This is a genomic window from Marivita sp. (assembly GCF_020055635.1).
GTDB lineage: Bacteria > Pseudomonadota > Alphaproteobacteria > Rhodobacterales > Rhodobacteraceae > Marivita.
This window is the reverse complement of record NZ_JAIPUT010000036.1, coordinates 25740-44290: the sequence shown is the minus strand read 5'-3', so window position 1 is coordinate 44290 and position 18551 is coordinate 25740. Positions and strand designations below refer to the sequence as shown.

The 18551-nt window shown below is 64.3% G+C and carries 19 protein-coding genes; 8 read left to right on the top strand and 11 right to left on the bottom strand.

Annotated features, from left to right (window positions below):
* Positions 1-202 precede the first annotated feature (202 nt).
* The 7 genes from LCF60_RS15995 to LCF60_RS15965 form a co-directional block, all read right to left on the bottom strand.
* Complete coding sequence (locus tag LCF60_RS15995; protein ID WP_292293110.1) at positions 203-1075, bottom strand: homocysteine S-methyltransferase family protein; 873 nt, start codon at positions 1073-1075, stop codon at positions 203-205.
* Positions 1072-3510: an FAD-dependent oxidoreductase gene (locus LCF60_RS15990; RefSeq protein ID WP_292293108.1), complete on the bottom strand. Its 2439-nt coding sequence runs from the start codon at positions 3508-3510 to the stop codon at positions 1072-1074. The genes LCF60_RS15995 and LCF60_RS15990 overlap by 4 nt, the downstream gene beginning before the upstream one ends.
* 10 nt (positions 3511-3520) lie before the next feature.
* On the bottom strand, positions 3521-4144 hold the full coding sequence (locus LCF60_RS15985) for a LysE family translocator (RefSeq protein ID WP_292293106.1): 624 nt from the start codon (positions 4142-4144) through the stop codon (positions 3521-3523).
* A 37-nt stretch (positions 4145-4181) separates the two neighbouring features.
* On the bottom strand, positions 4182-4805 hold the full coding sequence (locus tag LCF60_RS15980) for a LysE family translocator (protein ID WP_292293104.1): 624 nt from the start codon (positions 4803-4805) through the stop codon (positions 4182-4184).
* Positions 4805-5377, bottom strand: a complete 573-nt coding sequence (locus tag LCF60_RS15975; RefSeq protein ID WP_292293103.1) for an XRE family transcriptional regulator — start codon at positions 5375-5377, stop codon at positions 4805-4807. Before LCF60_RS15975 ends, LCF60_RS15980 begins: the two co-directional genes overlap by 1 nt.
* Positions 5378-5784: 407 nt before the next feature.
* Positions 5785-6243 (bottom strand): GAF domain-containing protein, encoded by a 459-nt coding sequence (locus tag LCF60_RS15970; RefSeq protein WP_292293101.1) that lies wholly within the window; start codon positions 6241-6243, stop codon positions 5785-5787.
* An 88-nt stretch (positions 6244-6331) separates the two neighbouring features.
* On the bottom strand, positions 6332-7495 hold the full coding sequence (locus tag LCF60_RS15965; RefSeq protein ID WP_292293099.1) for an acetyl-CoA C-acyltransferase: 1164 nt from the start codon (positions 7493-7495) through the stop codon (positions 6332-6334).
* Positions 7496-7588: 93 nt separating this feature from the next.
* On the opposite strand from LCF60_RS15965, the gene LCF60_RS15960 reads away from it, so the two are divergent.
* The 3 genes from LCF60_RS15960 to LCF60_RS15950 all read left to right on the top strand — a co-directional run bounded on the left by LCF60_RS15960 (position 7589) and on the right by LCF60_RS15950 (position 10228).
* On the top strand, positions 7589-7927 hold the full coding sequence (locus tag LCF60_RS15960) for an STAS domain-containing protein (RefSeq protein ID WP_292293098.1): 339 nt from the start codon (positions 7589-7591) through the stop codon (positions 7925-7927).
* Positions 7887-8336: an ATP-binding protein gene (locus LCF60_RS15955; RefSeq protein ID WP_292293097.1), complete on the top strand. Its 450-nt coding sequence runs from the start codon at positions 7887-7889 to the stop codon at positions 8334-8336. The genes LCF60_RS15960 and LCF60_RS15955 overlap by 41 nt, the downstream gene beginning before the upstream one ends.
* Before the next feature lie 314 nt (positions 8337-8650).
* The gene (locus tag LCF60_RS15950) at positions 8651-10228 is read left to right on the top strand and encodes a gamma-glutamyltransferase family protein (RefSeq protein WP_292293096.1); all 1578 of its coding nucleotides are present in this window, start codon (positions 8651-8653) and stop codon (positions 10226-10228) included.
* A 58-nt stretch (positions 10229-10286) separates the two neighbouring features.
* Here the strand turns inward: LCF60_RS15950 and LCF60_RS15945 are convergent, their stop codons facing one another.
* From LCF60_RS15945 to LCF60_RS15935, 3 genes are all read right to left on the bottom strand, one after another.
* On the bottom strand, positions 10287-11657 hold the full coding sequence (locus tag LCF60_RS15945) for a glutamate--cysteine ligase (protein ID WP_292293094.1): 1371 nt from the start codon (positions 11655-11657) through the stop codon (positions 10287-10289).
* A 63-nt stretch (positions 11658-11720) separates the two neighbouring features.
* Complete coding sequence (locus LCF60_RS15940) at positions 11721-12251, bottom strand: hypothetical protein (protein ID WP_292293092.1); 531 nt, start codon at positions 12249-12251, stop codon at positions 11721-11723.
* Positions 12252-12315: 64 nt separating this feature from the next.
* Positions 12316-13047, bottom strand: a complete 732-nt coding sequence (locus LCF60_RS15935; protein WP_292293091.1) for a 16S rRNA (uracil(1498)-N(3))-methyltransferase — start codon at positions 13045-13047, stop codon at positions 12316-12318.
* Between the two features lie 12 nt (positions 13048-13059).
* On the opposite strand from LCF60_RS15935, the gene ubiA reads away from it, so the two are divergent.
* From ubiA to LCF60_RS15910, 5 genes are all read left to right on the top strand, one after another.
* Entirely contained in the window at positions 13060-14025 is a 966-nt protein-coding gene (ubiA, locus tag LCF60_RS15930) for a 4-hydroxybenzoate octaprenyltransferase (protein ID WP_292293090.1), read from the top strand.
* Between the two features lie 59 nt (positions 14026-14084).
* The gene (locus LCF60_RS15925) at positions 14085-16001 is read left to right on the top strand and encodes an OmpA family protein (protein WP_292293089.1); all 1917 of its coding nucleotides are present in this window, start codon (positions 14085-14087) and stop codon (positions 15999-16001) included.
* Entirely contained in the window at positions 15988-16314 is a 327-nt protein-coding gene (locus LCF60_RS15920; protein ID WP_292293087.1) for a hypothetical protein, read from the top strand. The genes LCF60_RS15925 and LCF60_RS15920 overlap by 14 nt, the downstream gene beginning before the upstream one ends.
* 204 nt (positions 16315-16518) lie before the next feature.
* Positions 16519-17754, top strand: a complete 1236-nt coding sequence (locus tag LCF60_RS15915) for a sulfite oxidase (protein WP_292293086.1) — start codon at positions 16519-16521, stop codon at positions 17752-17754.
* The gene (locus LCF60_RS15910; protein WP_292293085.1) at positions 17751-18101 is read left to right on the top strand and encodes an aldehyde dehydrogenase; all 351 of its coding nucleotides are present in this window, start codon (positions 17751-17753) and stop codon (positions 18099-18101) included. The genes LCF60_RS15915 and LCF60_RS15910 overlap by 4 nt, the downstream gene beginning before the upstream one ends.
* Before the next feature lie 114 nt (positions 18102-18215).
* Here LCF60_RS15910 and LCF60_RS15905 read toward each other — a convergent pair whose 3' ends face one another.
* Positions 18216-18521, bottom strand: a complete 306-nt coding sequence (locus LCF60_RS15905) for an HNH endonuclease (RefSeq protein ID WP_292293084.1) — start codon at positions 18519-18521, stop codon at positions 18216-18218.
* Positions 18522-18551: the final 30 nt, after the last annotated feature.

The following is an 18551-nucleotide window of genomic DNA, read 5'->3' as shown; positions in this document are numbered from 1 at the left end:
TGGAGCCTGTGAGACGGGGCGGTCATCTTTGGAATTCAGGGCTGGGTCACCTTTGTGGTGCCTGCTGAGCCCATGATGAAGGATCGGCTCTGTGGCAGGCCGGGCGTTTGCATGTTTGGAAAGAGAAGAAGCCGGGAGCGGCGCGTTAACCTTGACGACGGCTTAACCTGCAACGGGACGGGTATAGAGGAGGCCACGCGGCTCAGTCCCTTGCACATCGCCGGGCAAGTTCGGCGATATGGGCGGGACCGGTTTCGCAGCACCCACCAAGGATGGTGGCACCGTGGTTTTTCCAGGTTGCGGCGTGATCTGCGTAAGTCTCCGGTCCCATGTCGCGGCGCGCGCTCAGGGACTCGACGGTGGATTTGTCCTTGAGGAAGTCCTTGGTGATCTGCGTGAACGCATTTGCATAAGCCCCTACAGGCTTGCCGCTGGCCTTGAGAATGTCGATCGCCGCGGGCATCGCCTCGGGGGCCGAGCAATTGGCGAGAAGCACGTCGGCGTCGCCGCACAAAGCCACTGCATCTGACAGCGCCTCGCCCGAGCGCAGGCGGCTGCCATCCTCGTCATCCACCGAAAAGGCGATCCAGAGAGGTTTGCCGACGCCGCGCGTCGCTTCGAGTGCGGCGCGGGTCTGGGCGGCGGAGATTACCGTTTCGAAAAGCAGCATGTCACAGTCCGGCGCGATCAGGGTCACCACTTCGGCCATGCGCGCAACCGCGATGTCATGAGGTGGCTGGAGATCCGACCGATAGGATGCGCCGAGCGGACCGATGGCGCCCGCGACCTGACCCGACCCATGGGCGTCGCGCGCTGCCAGCGCCATGTCGAGCGCGGTGCGGTGCAGGTCTTCGAAACGGTCCTCGAACGCGGTGCCAGCCAGCCGGTCGCGGTGGATGGCGTAGGTGTTGGTGGTCGCGATATCGGCCCCGGCGGCGAAATAATCTGCATGGATGTCGCGCACCAGATGCGGGCTGTCGATCATGATCTGCGTGGACCAGAGCGGGGTCGGTTTGCTGCCGGAACGGTGGATCAGTTCCTGACCCATGCCACCGTCAAGAATCGTGATCGTCATGCGCGCAGCCTTTCGTTTTTCGGATCCCAGAGGGGGGCGTCCTTCTGGACCACCGCCTTGCGCATTTCGCCGTAGATGTCGATCTCGAGTTCCGTGCCCGGCACCGCAAGATCGGCCCGCAGCATGCCAAGCGCTATGGAGGCATTCACCCGGTAACCCCAGTCTCCGCTCGTGGTTTCACCAACAACGGTCCCGTCATGCCAGAGCGTCGACATGTAGGGGGCGTCATGGGCACCTGCGTCCACGATCAGGGCGACAAAGCGTTTGGTCACGCCCTGCTGTTTCTCGTTTTGCAGAGCCGCCTTGCCGGGGAAGTCCTGTTCCCTGTCTAGTCTGACGAACCGGTCCAGCCCGCCTTGCAGCAGGGTGTAATCGGTCGAAAGATCGTCCTTCCACGCACGGTAGCCCTTTTCGATCCGCAGCGCGTTGAGGGCGTACATGCCAAAGGGCTTTGCTCCTGCGCCCAGAATGGCGTCGTAGATCGCGGGCGCATCCTCGGTCAGGCAATGCACCTCCCATCCCAGTTCACCGGCGAAGGAAACGCGCAACAGGACACAAGGTTTGCCGCAGACCTGCGCCTCCTGGAAGGACAACCAAGGCAAGGTCAGGTCGGCATCCGTCAAAGGTGCGAGCATCTCGCGGGATTTCGGCCCGGTCACAAGGAAACACTCGTATTTCGTCGTGCGGTCATGGATGCTGATGCCTTCGGGCAGATCGCGCATCAGCACATCGCGGTCGTGCCATTGTGCCACGGCCGCGGTGATTAGCCAGATCGCGTTTTCGCTTTGCGGGATCACCGACATCTCGGTCAGGATGCGGCCGCGATCATCCGGGAAATAGGCCAGACCAACGCGCCCCGGTTGCGGCAGGGACGAACAGGTGAGGGCATCGACATGGGCGCGCGCGCCGGGCCCTTCGACCGACAGGCGGGTGAAGCCGGAAATGGCGATAACGCCTGCCGTGTCGCGCACCGCTTCGCATTCTTCCTTGATGCGCTGCTGCCAAGGACCTGATCGCGCCCAGGTCTGTGTCGTTTCCTCCGATGTGTCGTCGCCCGGTTGCGCGAACCAGTTGGCCCGTTCCCAGCCATTGTAGGCCCCCATCACACCGCCTGCCGCGATGATCCTGTCATGCACCGCCGACAGTTTCTTGTCGCGTCCAGCAGGCCAGGCGTGGCGCGGGAAATGCATGGCGTATTCGTGGCCGTAGACCTCGATCGCCTTCTGGGTGCAGTAGTCTTGGTCGGTGTAATCGGTGTAGCGGCGGGGATCGACCGCCCACATGTCCCACTCGGTCTGGCCTTCGGTGACCCATTCCGCCAGCACCTTGCCCGCGCCGCCGCCTTGGGTGATGCCGAATGTGAACACACAGGCCTCGAACGCGTTCGGCACGCCGGGCATCGGGCCCAGCAGGGGCAGACCGTCGGGCGCATATGGAATCGGGCCGTTGATCACCCGGCCCACACCCGAGGCACCAAGGATCGGCACACGGGCCATCGCGTCTTCGATATACCATTCGAGCCGTTCCAGATCGTCGGGATAAAGCTGAAAGCTGAAATCGTCCGGCATGGGATCGTCGGGCATCACCCAATGCGCCTTGCAGTTCCTCTCGTACGGTCCAAGGTTCAGACCGTACTTTTCCTGCCGCAGATAGTAGCTGGAATCCACGTCCCGCAGAAGCGGCAGCTTGCCGTTCTCCTTGGACCACGCCTCAAGCTCGGCCACGGGTTCGGTCAGGAAATACTGGTGGCTCATCACCGCCATCGGGACGGTGCGCCCGCCATAAGGCTTGAACCATTCCCCGACCTGCTGGGCATAGTAGCCTGCCGCGTTGACCACCTTTTCGCAGGTGATGTCGCCCTTGTCGGTGTGCACGATCCAGTCGCCGCCTTTACGGGACACCCCCGTAGCTGGGCAGAAGCGTTCGATCTTCGCCCCCATCTGGCGCGCGCCCTTGGCCAGTGCCTGTGTCAGCTGCGCCGGGTCGATATCGCCGTCGTCAGGATCATAAAGACCCCCGGCAAGGTCGTGGGTTTCGATGAACGGATACCGCTGCTTGATGTCCGCGACGGACATCATCTCCAGATCCAGCCCCTGATACCGCCCCATCGCACGGGCGCGTTCAAACTCCTGCATGCGCTCCTTGGTATGGCCCAGACGGATCGACCCGGTGACGTGGTAATTCATCGGGTAATCGACCTCGTCCGCGAGGGTGCGATACAGTGACAGCGAATAGCGCTGCATGTTCATCACGGCCCAGCTTGTGCTGAAGGACGGGCAGTTCCCTGCGGCATGCCATGTCGACCCGGCGGTCAGCTCGTTTTTCTCCAACAGCACGCAGTCCCATCCCGCCTTGGCGATGTGATAGGCGCAGGAGGCACCGACGACACCGCCGCCGATGATGACGACACGGGTGGAAGTCGGGAAATCGGACATGGCAGTCTCCTCAGTTCCAGGCAAGGCGCAGCGCGAGCCCGCCAAAGACGATTGCAGACAGTTTGCCCAACCAGCCGGACGCGCGCTTGATGCGGGCAGCGGCAAGGCCGGCAAAGCCGCCCAGCACGCAGTAGACCGCCAGTTCCCCGACAGCGAGCAGCGTGCCGAGGATCAGGATCTGCTGCCAGACCGGGCCGATGGCGGGATTGGCGAATTGCGGCAGGAAGGCCAGCACGAAGAGGCCCACCTTGGGGTTCAGGATATTGGTCAGGAAACCGCGCCGAAACGCGCGCCATGTGTCATCGCGTCCCTGGCGCGTTGCGGGATCGGTTGTGTCGGTCCAGCTGTGCCAGGCGAGCCAGAGCAGATAGGCCGCACCCGCGTAGCGCAGGGCGTCATAGGCGATGGGGTAGGTGAGCAGCAACACGGCAAGACCCGCCGCCGCGATCACCACATGGCCCATGACGCCCAGCCCGATCCCTGCCGCCGCCGCCATGCCGGACCGCGCGCCACCGCGCATGCCGCTGGCCAGCGTGAACATCATGTCGGCCCCTGGCGTCAGATAAAGCACCAAGGCTGCCCCCATGAAAGTGATGTAGGTCCAGAGCGGGATCGACAGGGCAAGCTCGATCATGGTCGATCCTCGCGTTTCAGGTCGTGGAAGGGAAAGCTCATCTTCGCGGCTCCGGCAGCGAGGCAGCGCCAAGCGCGACGCCGTAAAGGACAAAGCAGATGGCGAGGAGGCGGCGGGTCAGGCGGTGCCCGATGGTTCCGAACGCGCTGCGTCCGAGCCCGGCCCCAAGCGCGGTGTATGTCATGTAGCTCGCGGCGGTGATGGTCAGCGCTGTGGGTACGATGACCCACATCTGCTGGCCGATCGGTGTGTCGGGCTGCACGAACTGGCTGAAGGCGGCCAGGTAGCCCGCGACGGATTTCGGGTTGATCGTGGCGATCAGAAAGGCGCGGCCATAGATCGTGCCGGCATGCACATCCGGCGTGGCCAGCGGCTTGGCCGCATTGCGCCAGCTTCGCACGCCAAGCCAGATCAGCACGCCTGCGCCCAGGATCCGGGCGACCAGGAAGGCGGTGGGCGATGCCGCGATCAGCGCGGTGATGCCGGCCGCCGACAGGCACAGGAACAGCACGGCCTGTGTCAGAATCGCCAGCACGCCCCAAAGGGATCGCGCAAAACCGAAGGTCATGCCGTTCTGGATACAATTGACCGCGTTCGGACCGGGAGAGGTGACGAACACCACCCAGAACAGCGCGAAGATGCTCCAACCCTCGAACGTCATCAGTAGACCGGCGGCGCGATGACCCAGATCGCCACGGCGGGGTCATCATAAGGGTTGATCCACTCGAACGGCTCGGCCCGTATGCGGAAGCTGTCGCCAGGGGTCAGCGTGAATCTGCGTGCGCTGATGATCAGGTCGAGCCTGCCCGACACAAGGTAGCCGACTTCCTGAGTCGGGCGGGTGACGACCTCGCCGATGCGGCTGTGCGGCTGGAAGGTGGAGTGCACGACTTCGAAATCATCGGACAGGTCGGGTGAGAGCAGTTCCTCGACAAGCCCCGAGTCGCCGCTCCCGATCGGCCGTCGCGCCCCGGCGCGCACGACGTATCCCGACTCGTCTGCCGCGGCCTGTGGTGTGCCGAAAAGCAGCGAGACCGGCACATCGAACAGCTTGGCGATGTGCCGCAGATCGGTGATCGACGGTTCGGACAGGTCGCGCTCGATCTGGCTGACCCAACCGACCGACCGCCCCAGCCTGTCCGCGATGTCCTGAAGCGTCAGTCCACGCGCCTTGCGCAGCGCCCGCAGATCGGCGCCGAGGGTCTTGCTGTGGAGGACCGGATCGTGCTGCACGGGTCGCCTGTGAAAATTCGGTTATGAATTTCATTGCACGGGAACGTGAAAATTCAAAAGGAAATTTCACGCCACAATTCCCGCTTTCGGACCCTCCGTCGGCAAGACAGGGATCAAGCGAGACAACGGCGGTCGGGACAAACGGCGCTGGCCGGACGTACTTTCCGGCCCGGTTCGAGACAGATTGCCAGGCATCTCTGCGGCGTCACTTGCACGATCCATGAAACAAATTGGCGTTCAGGCGGTTGAGAGCCAAAGCACCAGCAAACAGGATAGTCCATGAACCGCATCATCTACATCGTTGGCCTCGTCGTGATCGTCATCGCAATTCTGTCCTTCATCGGGCTGGCGTAGAACCGGCCTGCCTCCGGTTCAGGCGGCTTTGCGAACGGTGGCGCGGCGGCACGTCAGATCACCTGCGCAAAGCTGTCCTTCAGGATCGCGGCCAGCGCCTCTGAATCGGTTTGCGTGAACGCGTCGGGCTGATCGCTGTCGATGTCGAACACGCCCAGCAAGCGCCCCTTGCCGTTCCAGACCGGCAGGACCAGTTCGGATCTCGTGCTGGATGCGCAGGCGATGTGGCCCGGAAAGGCATGCACGTCGGGAACAAGCTGCGCCGCTCCGCTGCGCGCTGCAGCGCCGCAGACCCCGCGGGAGAACGGGATGGCCAGACAGCCATGCCCGCCCTGATACGGTCCGACCTTGAGCATCTGCGGACCGGTGACACGGTAGAATCCGGTCCAGTCGAACCGGTCATCCGCATGGTGGACCTCGCAGACCACGGTGGCCATCAGGCTCACCGTGTCGGTTTCACCTTGCGTCAGGGCTTGGATTGTCTTGGCGAGCGTCGGGTAGTCAATCGTCATGTTTGTGCCTTTGGCAACCCGGGGCAGGGGGCTCTGCCCCCCTCGGCCTTCGGCCTCACCCCCGGGATATTTCTGAACCAGAGAAGTGTCAGAGACGTTCGATCGCGATGGCCGTGCCTTCGCCGCCGCCGATGCAGATCGCTGCAACCCCGCGCTTCAGCCCGCGTTTTTCCAGCGCGTTGAGCAGCGTCACCATGATCCGCGCGCCGGACGCGCCGATGGGATGTCCCAGCGCGCAGGCGCCGCCATTGACGTTCACGATGTCGCGCGACAGGCCCATCTGCTGCATGAAGGCCATCGGCACCACCGCGAAGGCCTCGTTGACTTCCCACAGGTCCACCTCGTCCGTGCTCCAGCCGATCTGGTCGAGCAGCTTTTGCGCTGCCGGAACCGGTGCGGTGGTGAACAATCCGGGGGCCTGTGCGTGGCTTGCATGGCCGACAATGCGCGCGCGGGCGTTTGGCCCGGCGGCGTCCGCGGTCGTCAGGACAAGGGCCGCTGCGCCATCCGAGATCGACGAGCTGTTGGCCGGGGTCACGGTGCCGTCCTTGCGGAAGGCGGGTTTCAGCGTCGGGATCTTGTCGGGGCGGGCATTGCCGGGTTGCTCGTCCACGGTCACGGTGACGTCGCCCTTGCGGGTCGAGAGGGTCACCGGGCTGATCTCGTGCTCGAACGCACCGGATTTCTGCGCCTCCAGGGCGTTGGACAGCGACCGCAGCGCGTAGTCGTCCTGAGCCTCTCGGGTGAACTGGAACGCCTCGGCGCAATCCTCGGCAAAGGTGCCCATCAGGCGGCCCTTGTCGTAGGCGTCTTCCAACCCGTCGAGAAACATGTGGTCGATCACCTGGCCGTGCCCGATCCGCGCTCCGCTGCGCATCTTGGGCAGCAGGTAAGGCGCGTTGGTCATCGATTCCATGCCGCCCGCGACAATGGTGGTGGCACGCCCGAGCGCGATGGCGTCGAAGGCCATCATCGCGGCTTTCATGCCCGATCCGCACATCTTGTTGAGCGTTGTCGCGGGCACCTCTTCGCCCAGACCGGCGGCAAACCCCGCCTGACGCGCCGGGGCCTGGCCCTGGCCGGCCGGCAGGACGCAGCCCATCAGGAGTTCGTCCACCGAAGGCGCACCCGACTGACCCAGCGCGGCGCGGATCGCGCTGCCGGCAAGCTCTGCTGCGGTGACATCGGCAAAGACGCCCTGAAAGCCCCCCATGGCGGTGCGTGCTGCACCTGTGATCACGACCTCTGGCATATCCCATCCTCGTCTCTGAAGCGTTGGGCCCTGCATACCGGATGGTAAGGATTGGCGTCTAGCCTGTGCTGTGGAACAAATTGCAGAGGCACCATGGAACTTATCGTCACCCCCACCCCGACAGCGACCGTGATCCGCGTGAACGCATCCCGCATAGACGCGTCGACGGCGCTTCAGTTCAAGGAGGAAATGCGCAGCCTCACGGCAGCGGCAGAGGGGCGGTTCATGCTGGATTTGCAGCAGGTCGATTTCATCGATTCAAGCGGTCTGGGCGCGGTGGTCGCCTCGATGAAGCAGCTTCGTCCGGGGCAGGTCCTGGAACTGGCGGCGCTTCAGCCGGTGGTCGCAAAGGTGTTCCGTCTGACTCGGATGGATACGATCTTCACGATCCATGACACGGCGGATCAGGTTAGTGACACCGGGCAGGGCTGATCCCGCTCCGATCGCCGAACTCTGCCTGCCGGCGATGGACAGGACAACCCCCGTGATCCTGTCGCGGGTGCTCGGGGCGTTGCGGCGCTCCGGGTACGGCCAGATGTGCGACACGGTCCAGATCGTTCTTGCCGAAGCGCTGAACAACGTGGCCGAACACGCCTACCCGGCTGTGGCACTTGGTGCGGTGGCCGTGCGGGTCGACACGCAGGCGGCGCATCTGCGGATACGGATCACCGATTGGGGCTTGCCCGTGCCGCCGGCAACCCTGGCCGGTTGCTCGGCCCCGGACCCGCTGGAGCTGGCCGAAGGTGGGTATGGATGGTTCCTGATAAGATCGCTGGTGGCCGATCTGGCTTATGGCCGCCAGGTCTGCCGGAACGATCTGATCCTGCGACTCGATATGTGACCCTCGTGTGGTGATCCCGAGCATTGGCGACTTGCCGGCGCGATTGTCTAGAATTTGGATTAAATGGTTGTGAACAAACGGCTTTGTTGACCGATTTCGAGGGTAAGCCGCAGAAAGACCGCAATTGTTCCGAAATTTCGTCGCGGTTCGGATGGATAAGGCAAGGGTAGCTGCAAATAGCTTCACCTCGGCGCCGCGCCATTAACAGCCCCCACCCAGTGTGCGGCGTCGAGGTACTACTTCCCCCCAGCATGACCATCTGATTGACCTCCCTTCCCGTCTGCCTATGGTGGGCCGAAAAAAGAGGGGACGTCATGCGTGACTTTCAACGGCCAGGCCGCTCTGCGGTGATGGCGGCAAACGGGATGTGCGCCACGTCGCATCCGCTGGCGGCCGAGGCGGCCATCGACATTCTCAAGCGCGGCGGCAATGCCGTCGACGCGGCCATTGCGGGTGCCGTGATCCTGGGACAGGCAGAACCGGCGATGACCGGGATCGGCGGCGATTGTTTCGCACTGATCTCACCCGCCGGGGGCGACGAAGTGATCGCCGTCAACGGATCCGGCCGCGCCCCTGCTGCGGCCAGGCCCGAGGACCTGCGTGACCGTGGCGAGGCGACCGTGCCGCTTTATGGCCCCGAAGCGGTGACCATTCCCGGCGCGATCGACGCGTTCTGCACGATGTCCGAAAAATGGGGCCGCCTTGGCATCGCCGACAGCCTGGCCCCGGCGATCGGTTACATGGAGAACGGGCTTCCGGTGGCGGATCGCGTGGCGTGGGACTGGGCGCAGAACGCGCATCTGCTGCAGGGTCACGCCCGCACGCATTACCTGCCGCAGGGCAATGCGCCGAAGCGCGGCGATCTGTTCCGGCTTCCCGGCAATGCCGAGGTGCTCAAGCGCGTGGCGAAAGAGGGTCGCAACGGGTTCTATACCGGTGAGGTCGCAGACGACATGCTGGCCACGCTCAATGCGCTTGGCGGCGTCCATGCCGAGGCGGATTTCGCGGATGCCCGGACCACCACGGGCGACCCGATCAGCGGCACCTACAAGGGGCGCGAGCTTCTGGAACATGCCCCCAACGGTCAGGGCGCAACGGCGATCCTGCTGCTCAATATCCTGGCGCAGTTCGATCTGGCTTCGCTCGACCCGTTCGGCGCGGACCGGGCGCATATCGAGGCCGAGGCGACCAAGCTTGCCTATGATGCGCGCAACCGTTTCGTGGCCGATCCCGATCACATGACCCGGCTGGATCACATGCTGTCGATGGACACGGCGCAGCGGCTGGCCGGGCTGATCGATCCGAAACGCGCGATGGACGGGCCTGCCGCGCTCAGCGAGGCGGTGCACAAGGATACGATCTACATCACCGTCGTCGACAAGGACCGCATGGTCGTATCGCTGATCTATTCGGTGTTCCACAGCTTCGGGTCGGGGCTGGCGTCGGAAAAATTCGGCATCCTGATGCAGAACCGGGGCGCGGGCTTTACCCTGCAAGAGGGGCACGCCAACGAATATGGCGGAGGCAAGCGCCCGATGCACACGATCATTCCGGGGATGCTGCGCGATGCCGGTCGGGTGTCGATGCCGTTCGGCGTGATGGGCGGTCAGTACCAGTCCTGTGGACATGCGCGGGCGGTGACCAACATGACCGATTTCGGGCTCGATCCGCAGGCGGCACTGGATGCGCCGCGTTGTTTTGCCGAGAACGGCAAGCTGATGATGGAGCGCGGCTATTCGGACGCGGTGCGTGCCGAGCTGACGGCGATGGGACACGAGGTGGACACACCCGAGGTCGCCATCGGTGGCGCGCAGGCGATCCTGATCCACGACCACGGCGTTCTCGAAGGCGCGTCAGACCCCCGCAAGGATGGCTGCGCGATCGGGTATTGACCGCTCGTACAGGTCGAAATCGAAAAAAGCCGCTGCAAGGCGGCTTTTTTATCCCGATTCAGTAACTGTATTCGCGGTAGACCCGCGTCAGGTCGCCGTTCCAATCGCCGTTGTAATGCTCGATCAGCTCATCGGCAAGGGTCTGTCCCGTCTCGACGCTTTCCTTCAACGCGTTCAGGAAATGGGTCTCGTTCGGCACCAGCCCGCCCGCACCCGGTCGCGCTCGGGCCACCAGCCCGGCCTCGGAAATCGCCAGCGCCTCGCGCGCCAGATCGTGCATCCTGATTCCGTTCACCTTGGCCTGAAGCCCGTCGACCGACGCTGCCACGCGCAGCCCTTCACGGGTCTCGGCATCCCAGCCCTTGACCAGATCCCACGCCGCGTCCAGCGCTGACTGATCATAGGTCAGGCCGACCCAGAACGCGGGCAGCGCACACAGCCGCCGCCATGGGCCACCGTCCGCGCCGCGCATCTCGATGAATTTCTTGACCCGCGCTTCGGGAAAGATCGTCGTCAGGTGATCGGCCCAATCCGACAGCGTCGGGATTTCACCCGGCATCGCAGGCAGTTCACCCTTGAGGAAATCGCGGAACGACTGCCCCAGCGCGTTGTGGTAGACCCCGTCGCGGTAGACGAAATACATCGGCACATCGAGCGCGTATTGCACCCAGGCCTCGAACCCGAAACCGTCCTCGAACACGAAAGGCAGCATCCCCGTGCGTGCATCGTCCAGATGCCGCCACACGCGCCCCCGCCAGCTTTTGTGACCGTTCAGCTTGCCCTCGAAAAACGGCGACGTGGCAAAAAGCGCATTGGCGACCGGCTGCAACGCCAGCGCCACGCGCATCTTCTGCACCATGTCCGCCTCGGACGAAAAGTCGAGGTTCACCTGAACCGTGCAGGTGCGTCGCATCATCGTCGTGCCGGCGGTGCCGACCTTCTGCATGTAGCGATCCATCAACTTGTAGCGCCCCTTGGGCATCAGCGGCATGTCTTCATGCTGCCAGATCGGGGCGGCACCCAGACCGATGAACCCGACGCCGATCTTGTCCGAGATGTCCTTCACGTCGCGCAGGTGGTCGTTCACCTCGTCGCATGTCTGGTGAATGGTCTCCAAGGGTGCGCCGGACAGTTCCAGCTGACCACCGGGTTCAAGCGAGATGTTCGCGCCGTCCTTTTCCAGCCCGATCAGGTATTGGCCTTCCATGACCGGCGCCCAGCCATGGGCGTCGCGCAGACCCTGCAGCACCGCAAGGATCGACCGGACGCCTTCATAGGGCAGCGGGCGCAGACTGTCCTTGCAATAGCCGAATTTCTCATGCTCGGTGCCGATCCGCCAGTCTTCCTTGGGCTTGCACCCCTCGGCAAGGTACTGCGCCAGCTGGGCTTCGTTTTCGATGGGCCCGCCGCCGGATTGGGGGATGGACATGGCGCGTCTCCGGTCTGTCTGCTCGTCATTCGGCGCCAGCCTTGGGCCGATTTCTTCGGGCTGTCAATGCAGGCGCGCGATGCGTTTCTGAAGGTCTGGTCTGCGCCAGAGCACAATTGGCGCGGTGCCCTCGTGTTTCAAGGTCGAAGCGACACGCCCGGGGCTCAGGCCGGGCAGGCCGGCAAACGCATCAAACAGGCTGTCGGCCCCTTCGGCGTTGACCGGAATGTGCAGGGCGGGGCCATCCTCGTGGGCGATGACCCAATGACGCGGGTGTTCGGTGGGATCGAGGCTCAGCGACGTGATCGCGTCCAGATCGACCAGCCCGCCGTTGAGCGGCCCGAAATAGCCGATCCGCCGTTCGACAACCTGCACCACGCCGGGGCCGCCGCCACCCATGCGGGCGCGCCCGCGCTGAACTCCGGCAAAGAACAACGCGGCCCCGACAAACAGCGCCAGGTAGCCGATCCAGGTCAGCAATCCGGGCGTCACGCCAAGGCTCCAGTACAGACCCACCAACAGGATCAGCACGCCGACCAGTGCCTCGCGCCAACGCAGCATCGCCGCACGCACTTCGGGTCGAACAAAGCTCATCGCGCGTCACCGGGCGCTGCACATCCGTCGACGGATGTGCGCGTTTCGGTTGACCGAAACGCCGTCACGCCCAGTCCCCCAGGGTGGTCTGCCACAATGTCAGGGCCGCCACCGCCGCCGTGTCGGCGCGCAGGATACGCGGGCCAAGGCTGATCGCTGTCGCATGCTCCATCCCCCGCAGCCGTTTGCGTTCGTCTTCGGAAAACCCGCCTTCCGGTCCGATCAGAACCGCCCACGGTCCCGGTGTGTCTGGCAGGCGCCCGGTCTCTCCGGCCATGGCCTCGTCGCAGAAGGCGATGCGCCGGGCGCCGTCCCATCCGCTCAGCAGCCTATCCAGCTTGGTCAGTTCCGCCACCTCGGGCACGAACACGCCGCCGCATTGCTCGGCCGCCTCGATCGCATGGGCCTGAAGCCGGTCCTGCCGGATGCGTTCTGAATTGGTGTGCGCCGTCTGCACCGGAAGGATGCGCCGCGCGCCCATCTCGACGGCCTTTTCCACGATGAAATCGGTGCGGGCCTTCTTGATCGGCGCAAAAAGCAACCACAGGTCCGGCGGCGTTGCCTGCGGCTGGGACTGTTCGCGGCACACAAGGATGCCCCCGCGCTTGCCCGCCTCGGCGACCTCGGCCTGCCATTCACCGTCGCGCCCGTTGAACAGCGCCACGGGATCGCCCACACTCATCCGCATCACGCCAAAGAGGTAATGCGCCTGCTCCCGCGTCAGAGGAACCGGTTGTGCCGCCCCAAGCGGCTGCTCTACAAAAAGCCTGACTTTCGCACGCAGTTTCGCATTCATGGAGCAACACATATGCCCGGCCCGCAGATTTCACCAGACCAGAGCGGTCAGGTCGCCGACGCAGTCACGGGCAACTGGGTCGACAGCCATGCGCCCGCCTGGACCCGCCCCTATCTGCGGCTCAGCCGGGCGGACCGGCCCATCGGCACATGGCTGCTCTATCTGCCCTGCGTCTGGGGCACGTTGCTGGCGATGTTCCACACCGGTCAGGTTCGGCTTTTCGATGCGTGGATCATCCTTGGCTGCGGCATCGGCGCGTTCCTGATGCGCGGTGCGGGCTGCACCTGGAACGACATCACCGACCGCGACATCGACGGGTCCGTCGCGCGCACCGCCTCGCGGCCGATTCCCTCGGGACAGGTCAGCGCGAAACAGGCGCTGGCCTGGGCGGTGATCCAGTCGCTGGTGGCGTTCCTCATCCTGATCACCTTTCCGGCACAGGCGATCCTGCTGGGCATCATCGCTCTGGTGCCGGTGGCGATCTATCCCTTCGCCAAGCGGTTCACCTGGTGGCCGCAGATCTTTCTCGGTATCGCCTTCAACTGGGGCGCGCTTCTGGCGTGGACGGCGCATACCGGCCAATTGCAATGGCCCGCGGTGGCGCTTTACCTGGCGGGGATGGCCTGGACGCTCTTCTACGACACGATCTACGCCCACCAGGACAAGGAGGACGACGCCCTGATCGGCGTGAAATCCACCGCGCGCCTGTTCGAGGAGGACACACCGCGATACCTTGCCTGGTTCCTTGTACTGACCGTGGCGCTCATGGGGTTCGCGATCATCCTGTCGGCCCCACGCGGCGAAATCTTCGCATTGGTGCTCGCGCTGGGCGGCCCCTGGGCGATGGGCTGGCACATGATGTGGCAGTTGCGGCGGCTGAAAATGGATGACATGGACCGGCTGCTCGAACTCTTCCGATCGAACCGGAACGCGGGCCTGATCCCTGTGCTGTTTTTCGCCGCTGCGCTGTTCGTGTGATTGCGTTCCCCGGCCCTGCGGCGTATCGCTGGAGCAACATCATCTGACGCGGAACGCTGATGCGCCTGTCTTCTGTCTTTACATTGCTGTTCACATTTGCCGTCGCCGCCATGCTCAGCCTTGGCGCCGCCTGGGTCGCGGCCGGATCTGTCGAGGAAAGCTCCGAGAGCGCGGTGCGCACCGAACTCGACCGGGATGCGCTGACATGGGCCGACGTGGACACGAACGGCCTTCAGGTGTTCCTGATCGGCACGGCCCCGACCGAAGCGGACCGGTTTCAGGCGCTGACAGCGGCCGGCCGCGTGGTCGACAGCGCGCGCGTGATCGACCAGATCGACATCACCGACACCGATGGCATAACGCCGCCCCGGTTCTCGATCGAGCTTTTGCGCAACGACAACGGCGTGTCGATGATCGGGCTGCTTCCGGCGGCAACCGATCGCGAACAACTGGTCTCGGACATTTCCCGCGCAGTTCCCGACGCGCCCATCGCCGATCTTCTGGAGGTCGCGGATTACCCCGTGCCCGACCATTGGGAGGATGCGCTGGATTACGCGGTGTCCGTGCTGCGCGTGCTTGACCGGTCCAAGATCTCGATCGAGGCGGGCAGCGTGACGATCAAGGGGGCGGTCGCCGACGAGGACACCCGCCGCCGGGTCGAGGCCGACCTGGCCCGCCGCGCCGGGGACGACGTGCAACTGGCGCTCGAGATCACTGCGCCCCGCCCGGTGATCTCGCCGTTCACCCTGCGCTTCATCAAGGATGCGGATGGCGCGCGCTTCGATGCCTGTGCCGCGCCCACGATCGAAGATCGCGCGGCCATCCTGTCCGCCGCCGCCGATGCGGGGCTGGACGACAAGGTCGACTGCCGGCTTGGACTCGGCACCCCCACCAATGACTGGGGCCTTGCCGCGGCGATGGGCATTTCCGCGGTCGACACGCTGGGGGGTGGCTCCATCACCTTTGCCGATGCCGATGTCGCGCTCTTCGCGCTCGAGGGAACCGAACAGGCGCTGTTCGACAGGGTTGTCGGCGAACTGGAAAACGATCTGCCGGACGTCTTCGTCATCAAGGCGACGCTGCCGAAACCGCCGTCGGCCGAACCCGAGGGCATTCCCGAGTTCACCGCGACCCGCAGCCCGGAGGGCGACGTGCAACTGCGCGGACGCATCAACAGCGAAATCGCCCGCCAGACCGCCGACAGCTTTGCCCGCGCCGCGTTCGGGTCCGCCACCGTGCGCACCACCGCCCGGGTTGACGAAACCCTGCCCGCCACCTGGTCAAGCCGCGTTCTGGCAGGTCTCGAAGCGCTGTCCCGCCTGTCGAACGGTGCCGTCGTCGTGACACCGGACGCGCTGAGGATCACCGGCAACACCGGCAACCAGAACGCCAGTTCCGAGATCGCAGGTGTTCTGGCCGACAAGCTGGGCGAGAGCGAAGAGTTCGAGATCGAGGTCCTCTACCAGGAAAAACTCGACCCGCTGCTCGGCATCCCGACGCCCGAGGAATGCGAGGCCAAGATCGTCGAGATCATCGGCGAGCGCAAGATCACCTTCGAACCGGGATCGGCCACGCTGGACGCGGCAACGCGCGATATCATGGACGAGATCGCGGAGTTGCTGCAGCTTTGCGGAGACATTCCGCTGGTCATCGCGGGGCACACCGACAGCCAGGGGCGCGAAGTGATGAACCAGCAGCTGAGCCAGGATCGGGCGCAGGCCGTTGTCGATGCGCTGCGGAACCGGCGTGTCCTGACGGCAAGCTACGAGGTCAAGGGCTACGGCGAGGAACAACCGATTGCCAGCAATGACACCGAGGAAGGCCGCGAGGCCAACCGCCGGATCGAGTTCAAGCTGCGACGTCCCGACCCCATCCCCGAGACGGAAACCACGCTGGAAAGCATTGAAGAATCCGCGCCAACCGACGAAACATCCGAAGGCGAAGGCGCAGAGGACACCAGCGATGAACAGAACTGAGTTTGTCATCACGACCGCGATCATCCTGTTCGTGGCGTTTTGCCTGGGATGGTTCGCGAACTGGCTCGTGCACCGCTTCACCCGCGTCAGCCAGGCCGACATGGACCAACTCGAACGCATGAGCCAGGAGCTTCACGAGGCCGAGGAAACCCGCGATCAGGCGATCACCTATCTTCAGCAACGCGAGGCGGAGCTGACGAACCAGTTGGCGCAGACCGAAGCCGAACTGGCCGCCGCCATGGAGGGCCTGCGCGATGCCCGCCACGAGGCCGAAGAGATGCGCGCCTATGTCGAACGCATGAACGTCGGTTAAGCCGAAGACCCACGGCGCGCTGTCACAAAAGCCCGTAAGCAACGGTCAAGCGGGCTTTCCGCAAGCCTGACATGTGCCCATGCCGTTGACGACGATCCTTGCGCGTCAGACCGGACTCCTGAAATGCTTTGACGCGGTCGCTCGGTTGGAACCCGGCCGCGTCGCGCTGCGTTTTCCACCAATAAAATGGTGGAGGATCCTGTCATGAAACATTTTCCGAAAATGAGCATTGAAGATGCGCCCGAAGACAGCGGGCGGCGCGGGTTTCTGGGCGTTTCGGGTCTCGGACTCGCCGCTGGCATTCTGGGTGTGGGCGTGCCGATCCAGATGACGTCGACCCGCGCACTGGCGCAGAACGGCGGGCTGGATGGCAAGGACGGGCTTGACGTTCTCAATGACCGACCGATCAATGCCGAAACCCCGGCGCACCTGCTCGACGACGACATCACGCCCATTGATCGTCACTTCGTGCGCAACAACGGAATCGCGCCCGCCGAGACATCGGCCGAGGGCTGGACCCTGACCGTCGATGGGCTGGTGAACGAGCCGATGGAGATGAGCATCGACGAGCTGCGCGAGAATTTCGAGGTCGTGACGATGGCGCTGACACTCGAATGCGGCGGCAACGGGCGGGCATTCTTCAATCCGCCGGCCTCGGGCAACCAATGGACCTATGGCGCGGTGGCCTGTTCGGAATGGACGGGCGTGCGGTTGCGCGACGTGCTCGATGCGGCCGGTCTTCAGGACAATGTCGTCTATACCGGCCATTATGGCGCCGATGCCCACCTGTCAGGTGATCCGGACCGGTCGCCGCTGTCGCGCGGTGTGCCGATCGAAAAGGCGATGACGGACAACGTGCTGATCGCCTTCGAGATGAACGGAGAACCTCTGCACCCCTTGAACGGCGCGCCGCTGCGGCTTGTCGTGCCGGGATGGCCTGGATCGTGTTCGCAGAAATGGCTGACGCGGATCGAATTGCTGGATGAAAAGCACGACGGAACCAAGATGGCCGCGCCATCCTACAGCGTGCCGACGTATCCGGTCGCACCCGGAACAGATGTGCCGCTCGAGGATTTCGAGACCATCCACGCGATGCCGGTCAAATCCCTGATCACCCATCCGCAGGACGGGGCCGAGGTCGGAACCGAAATCGACGTGCGCGGACATGCCTGGGCGGGCGACCGCGAGGTGCGGCGCATGGAGGTGTCCTCGGATTACGGCGAAAGCTGGCAGGAGGCCGAGCTTGACGATCCGGTGAACAACGGCGCCTGGCAGAACTGGCGGACCAACGTGACGGTGCCGCAGGCTGGCTATTACGAGATCTGGGCCCGGGCCACCGACAGCGAAGGCGTCATGCAGCCCCACGCGATCCGCTGGAATCCGAAAGGCTATCTCAACAATTCGTTCCACAAGGTTTCCGTTCAGGCGGGGGATGCATGACGGTCCTTCCTCTGAAACGAACTCTTGGGGCGGCGGTTTTGGCCGCTGCCCTGCCATTCGGCCTCACCGCGCAGGACAACGGGTCCGAGGATCCCGCGGCGGATGTGGGCGACGTGGGCGCGCTTTATCCGGCGGAAGGCGCGGGCGTCACCTATTCCTATTGCGCAAGCTGCCATTCCACGCAGCTTGTGGCGCAGCAGGGCCAGACCCGCGAAGGCTGGGATGAACTGCTGGTGTGGATGGTCGAAAAACAGGGCATGGAGCCGATCCCCGACGAGGATCGCGAGATCGTCCTCGACTACCTCGCCGAACACTACAATACCGACAGGCCGCACTTTCCGCGCTGAGACAGGCGCCGTCTGGCGCGCGTCGTGCCGGCGCGCTCCAATCGTTACCAAATCGTTAATGGGTCCGATGCGGACCGAATGTTTCGCGCGCGAAACAATAGGACCCGTCCGGACCTATCTCTTGCGCTTGCGCCGCCCGCCCGCGCTGCGGCTGTGAAACTCCGGCGGCCGCTTTGCCACCCAGTCGAAGAAGCCTGACAACCGCGGATGGGCACGCAGCGCCTCGGGTGTGTTGAAGTCCCGGGCCAGTTCGGCTTCGGTCAGCGTGGCATGAACCTCGTTGTGGCAGATCTGATGCACCAGCACGGTCGGCCCGCCCTTGCCGCCCTTCAGTTTTGGGACAAGGTGATGATGGCTTTGCTTCACCCCGACCGGGATCGGGCGCTGGCAAAGCGGGCATATGGGGACTGAAGGACTCACTTTGGTGGCGCTCCGCCGTGCGAGGCTTGT

Excerpts from the sequence above, each read along its gene's own strand:
- LCF60_RS15995 (WP_292293110.1), bottom strand. The coding sequence starts at position 1,075 with ATGACGATCACGATTCTTGACGGTGGCATGGGTCAGGAACTGATCCAC.
- LCF60_RS15990 (WP_292293108.1), bottom strand. The coding sequence starts at position 3,510 with ATGTCCGATTTCCCGACTTCCACCCGTGTCGTCATCATCGGCGGCGGT.
- LCF60_RS15985 (WP_292293106.1), bottom strand. The coding sequence starts at position 4,144 with ATGATCGAGCTTGCCCTGTCGATCCCGCTCTGGACCTACATCACTTTC.
- LCF60_RS15980 (WP_292293104.1), bottom strand. The coding sequence starts at position 4,805 with ATGACGTTCGAGGGTTGGAGCATCTTCGCGCTGTTCTGGGTGGTGTTC.
- LCF60_RS15970 (WP_292293101.1), bottom strand. The coding sequence starts at position 6,243 with ATGACGATTGACTACCCGACGCTCGCCAAGACAATCCAAGCCCTGACG.
- LCF60_RS15965 (WP_292293099.1), bottom strand. The coding sequence starts at position 7,495 with ATGCCAGAGGTCGTGATCACAGGTGCAGCACGCACCGCCATGGGGGGC.
- LCF60_RS15960 (WP_292293098.1), top strand. The coding sequence starts at position 7,589 with ATGGAACTTATCGTCACCCCCACCCCGACAGCGACCGTGATCCGCGTG.
- LCF60_RS15955 (WP_292293097.1), top strand. The coding sequence starts at position 7,887 with ATGACACGGCGGATCAGGTTAGTGACACCGGGCAGGGCTGATCCCGCT.
- LCF60_RS15950 (WP_292293096.1), top strand. The coding sequence starts at position 8,651 with ATGCGTGACTTTCAACGGCCAGGCCGCTCTGCGGTGATGGCGGCAAAC.
- LCF60_RS15945 (WP_292293094.1), bottom strand. The coding sequence starts at position 11,657 with ATGTCCATCCCCCAATCCGGCGGCGGGCCCATCGAAAACGAAGCCCAG.
- LCF60_RS15940 (WP_292293092.1), bottom strand. The coding sequence starts at position 12,251 with ATGAGCTTTGTTCGACCCGAAGTGCGTGCGGCGATGCTGCGTTGGCGC.
- LCF60_RS15935 (WP_292293091.1), bottom strand. The coding sequence starts at position 13,047 with ATGAATGCGAAACTGCGTGCGAAAGTCAGGCTTTTTGTAGAGCAGCCG.
- ubiA (WP_292293090.1), top strand. The coding sequence starts at position 13,060 with ATGCCCGGCCCGCAGATTTCACCAGACCAGAGCGGTCAGGTCGCCGAC.
- LCF60_RS15925 (WP_292293089.1), top strand. The coding sequence starts at position 14,085 with ATGCGCCTGTCTTCTGTCTTTACATTGCTGTTCACATTTGCCGTCGCC.
- LCF60_RS15920 (WP_292293087.1), top strand. The coding sequence starts at position 15,988 with ATGAACAGAACTGAGTTTGTCATCACGACCGCGATCATCCTGTTCGTG.
- LCF60_RS15915 (WP_292293086.1), top strand. The coding sequence starts at position 16,519 with ATGAAACATTTTCCGAAAATGAGCATTGAAGATGCGCCCGAAGACAGC.
- LCF60_RS15910 (WP_292293085.1), top strand. The coding sequence starts at position 17,751 with ATGACGGTCCTTCCTCTGAAACGAACTCTTGGGGCGGCGGTTTTGGCC.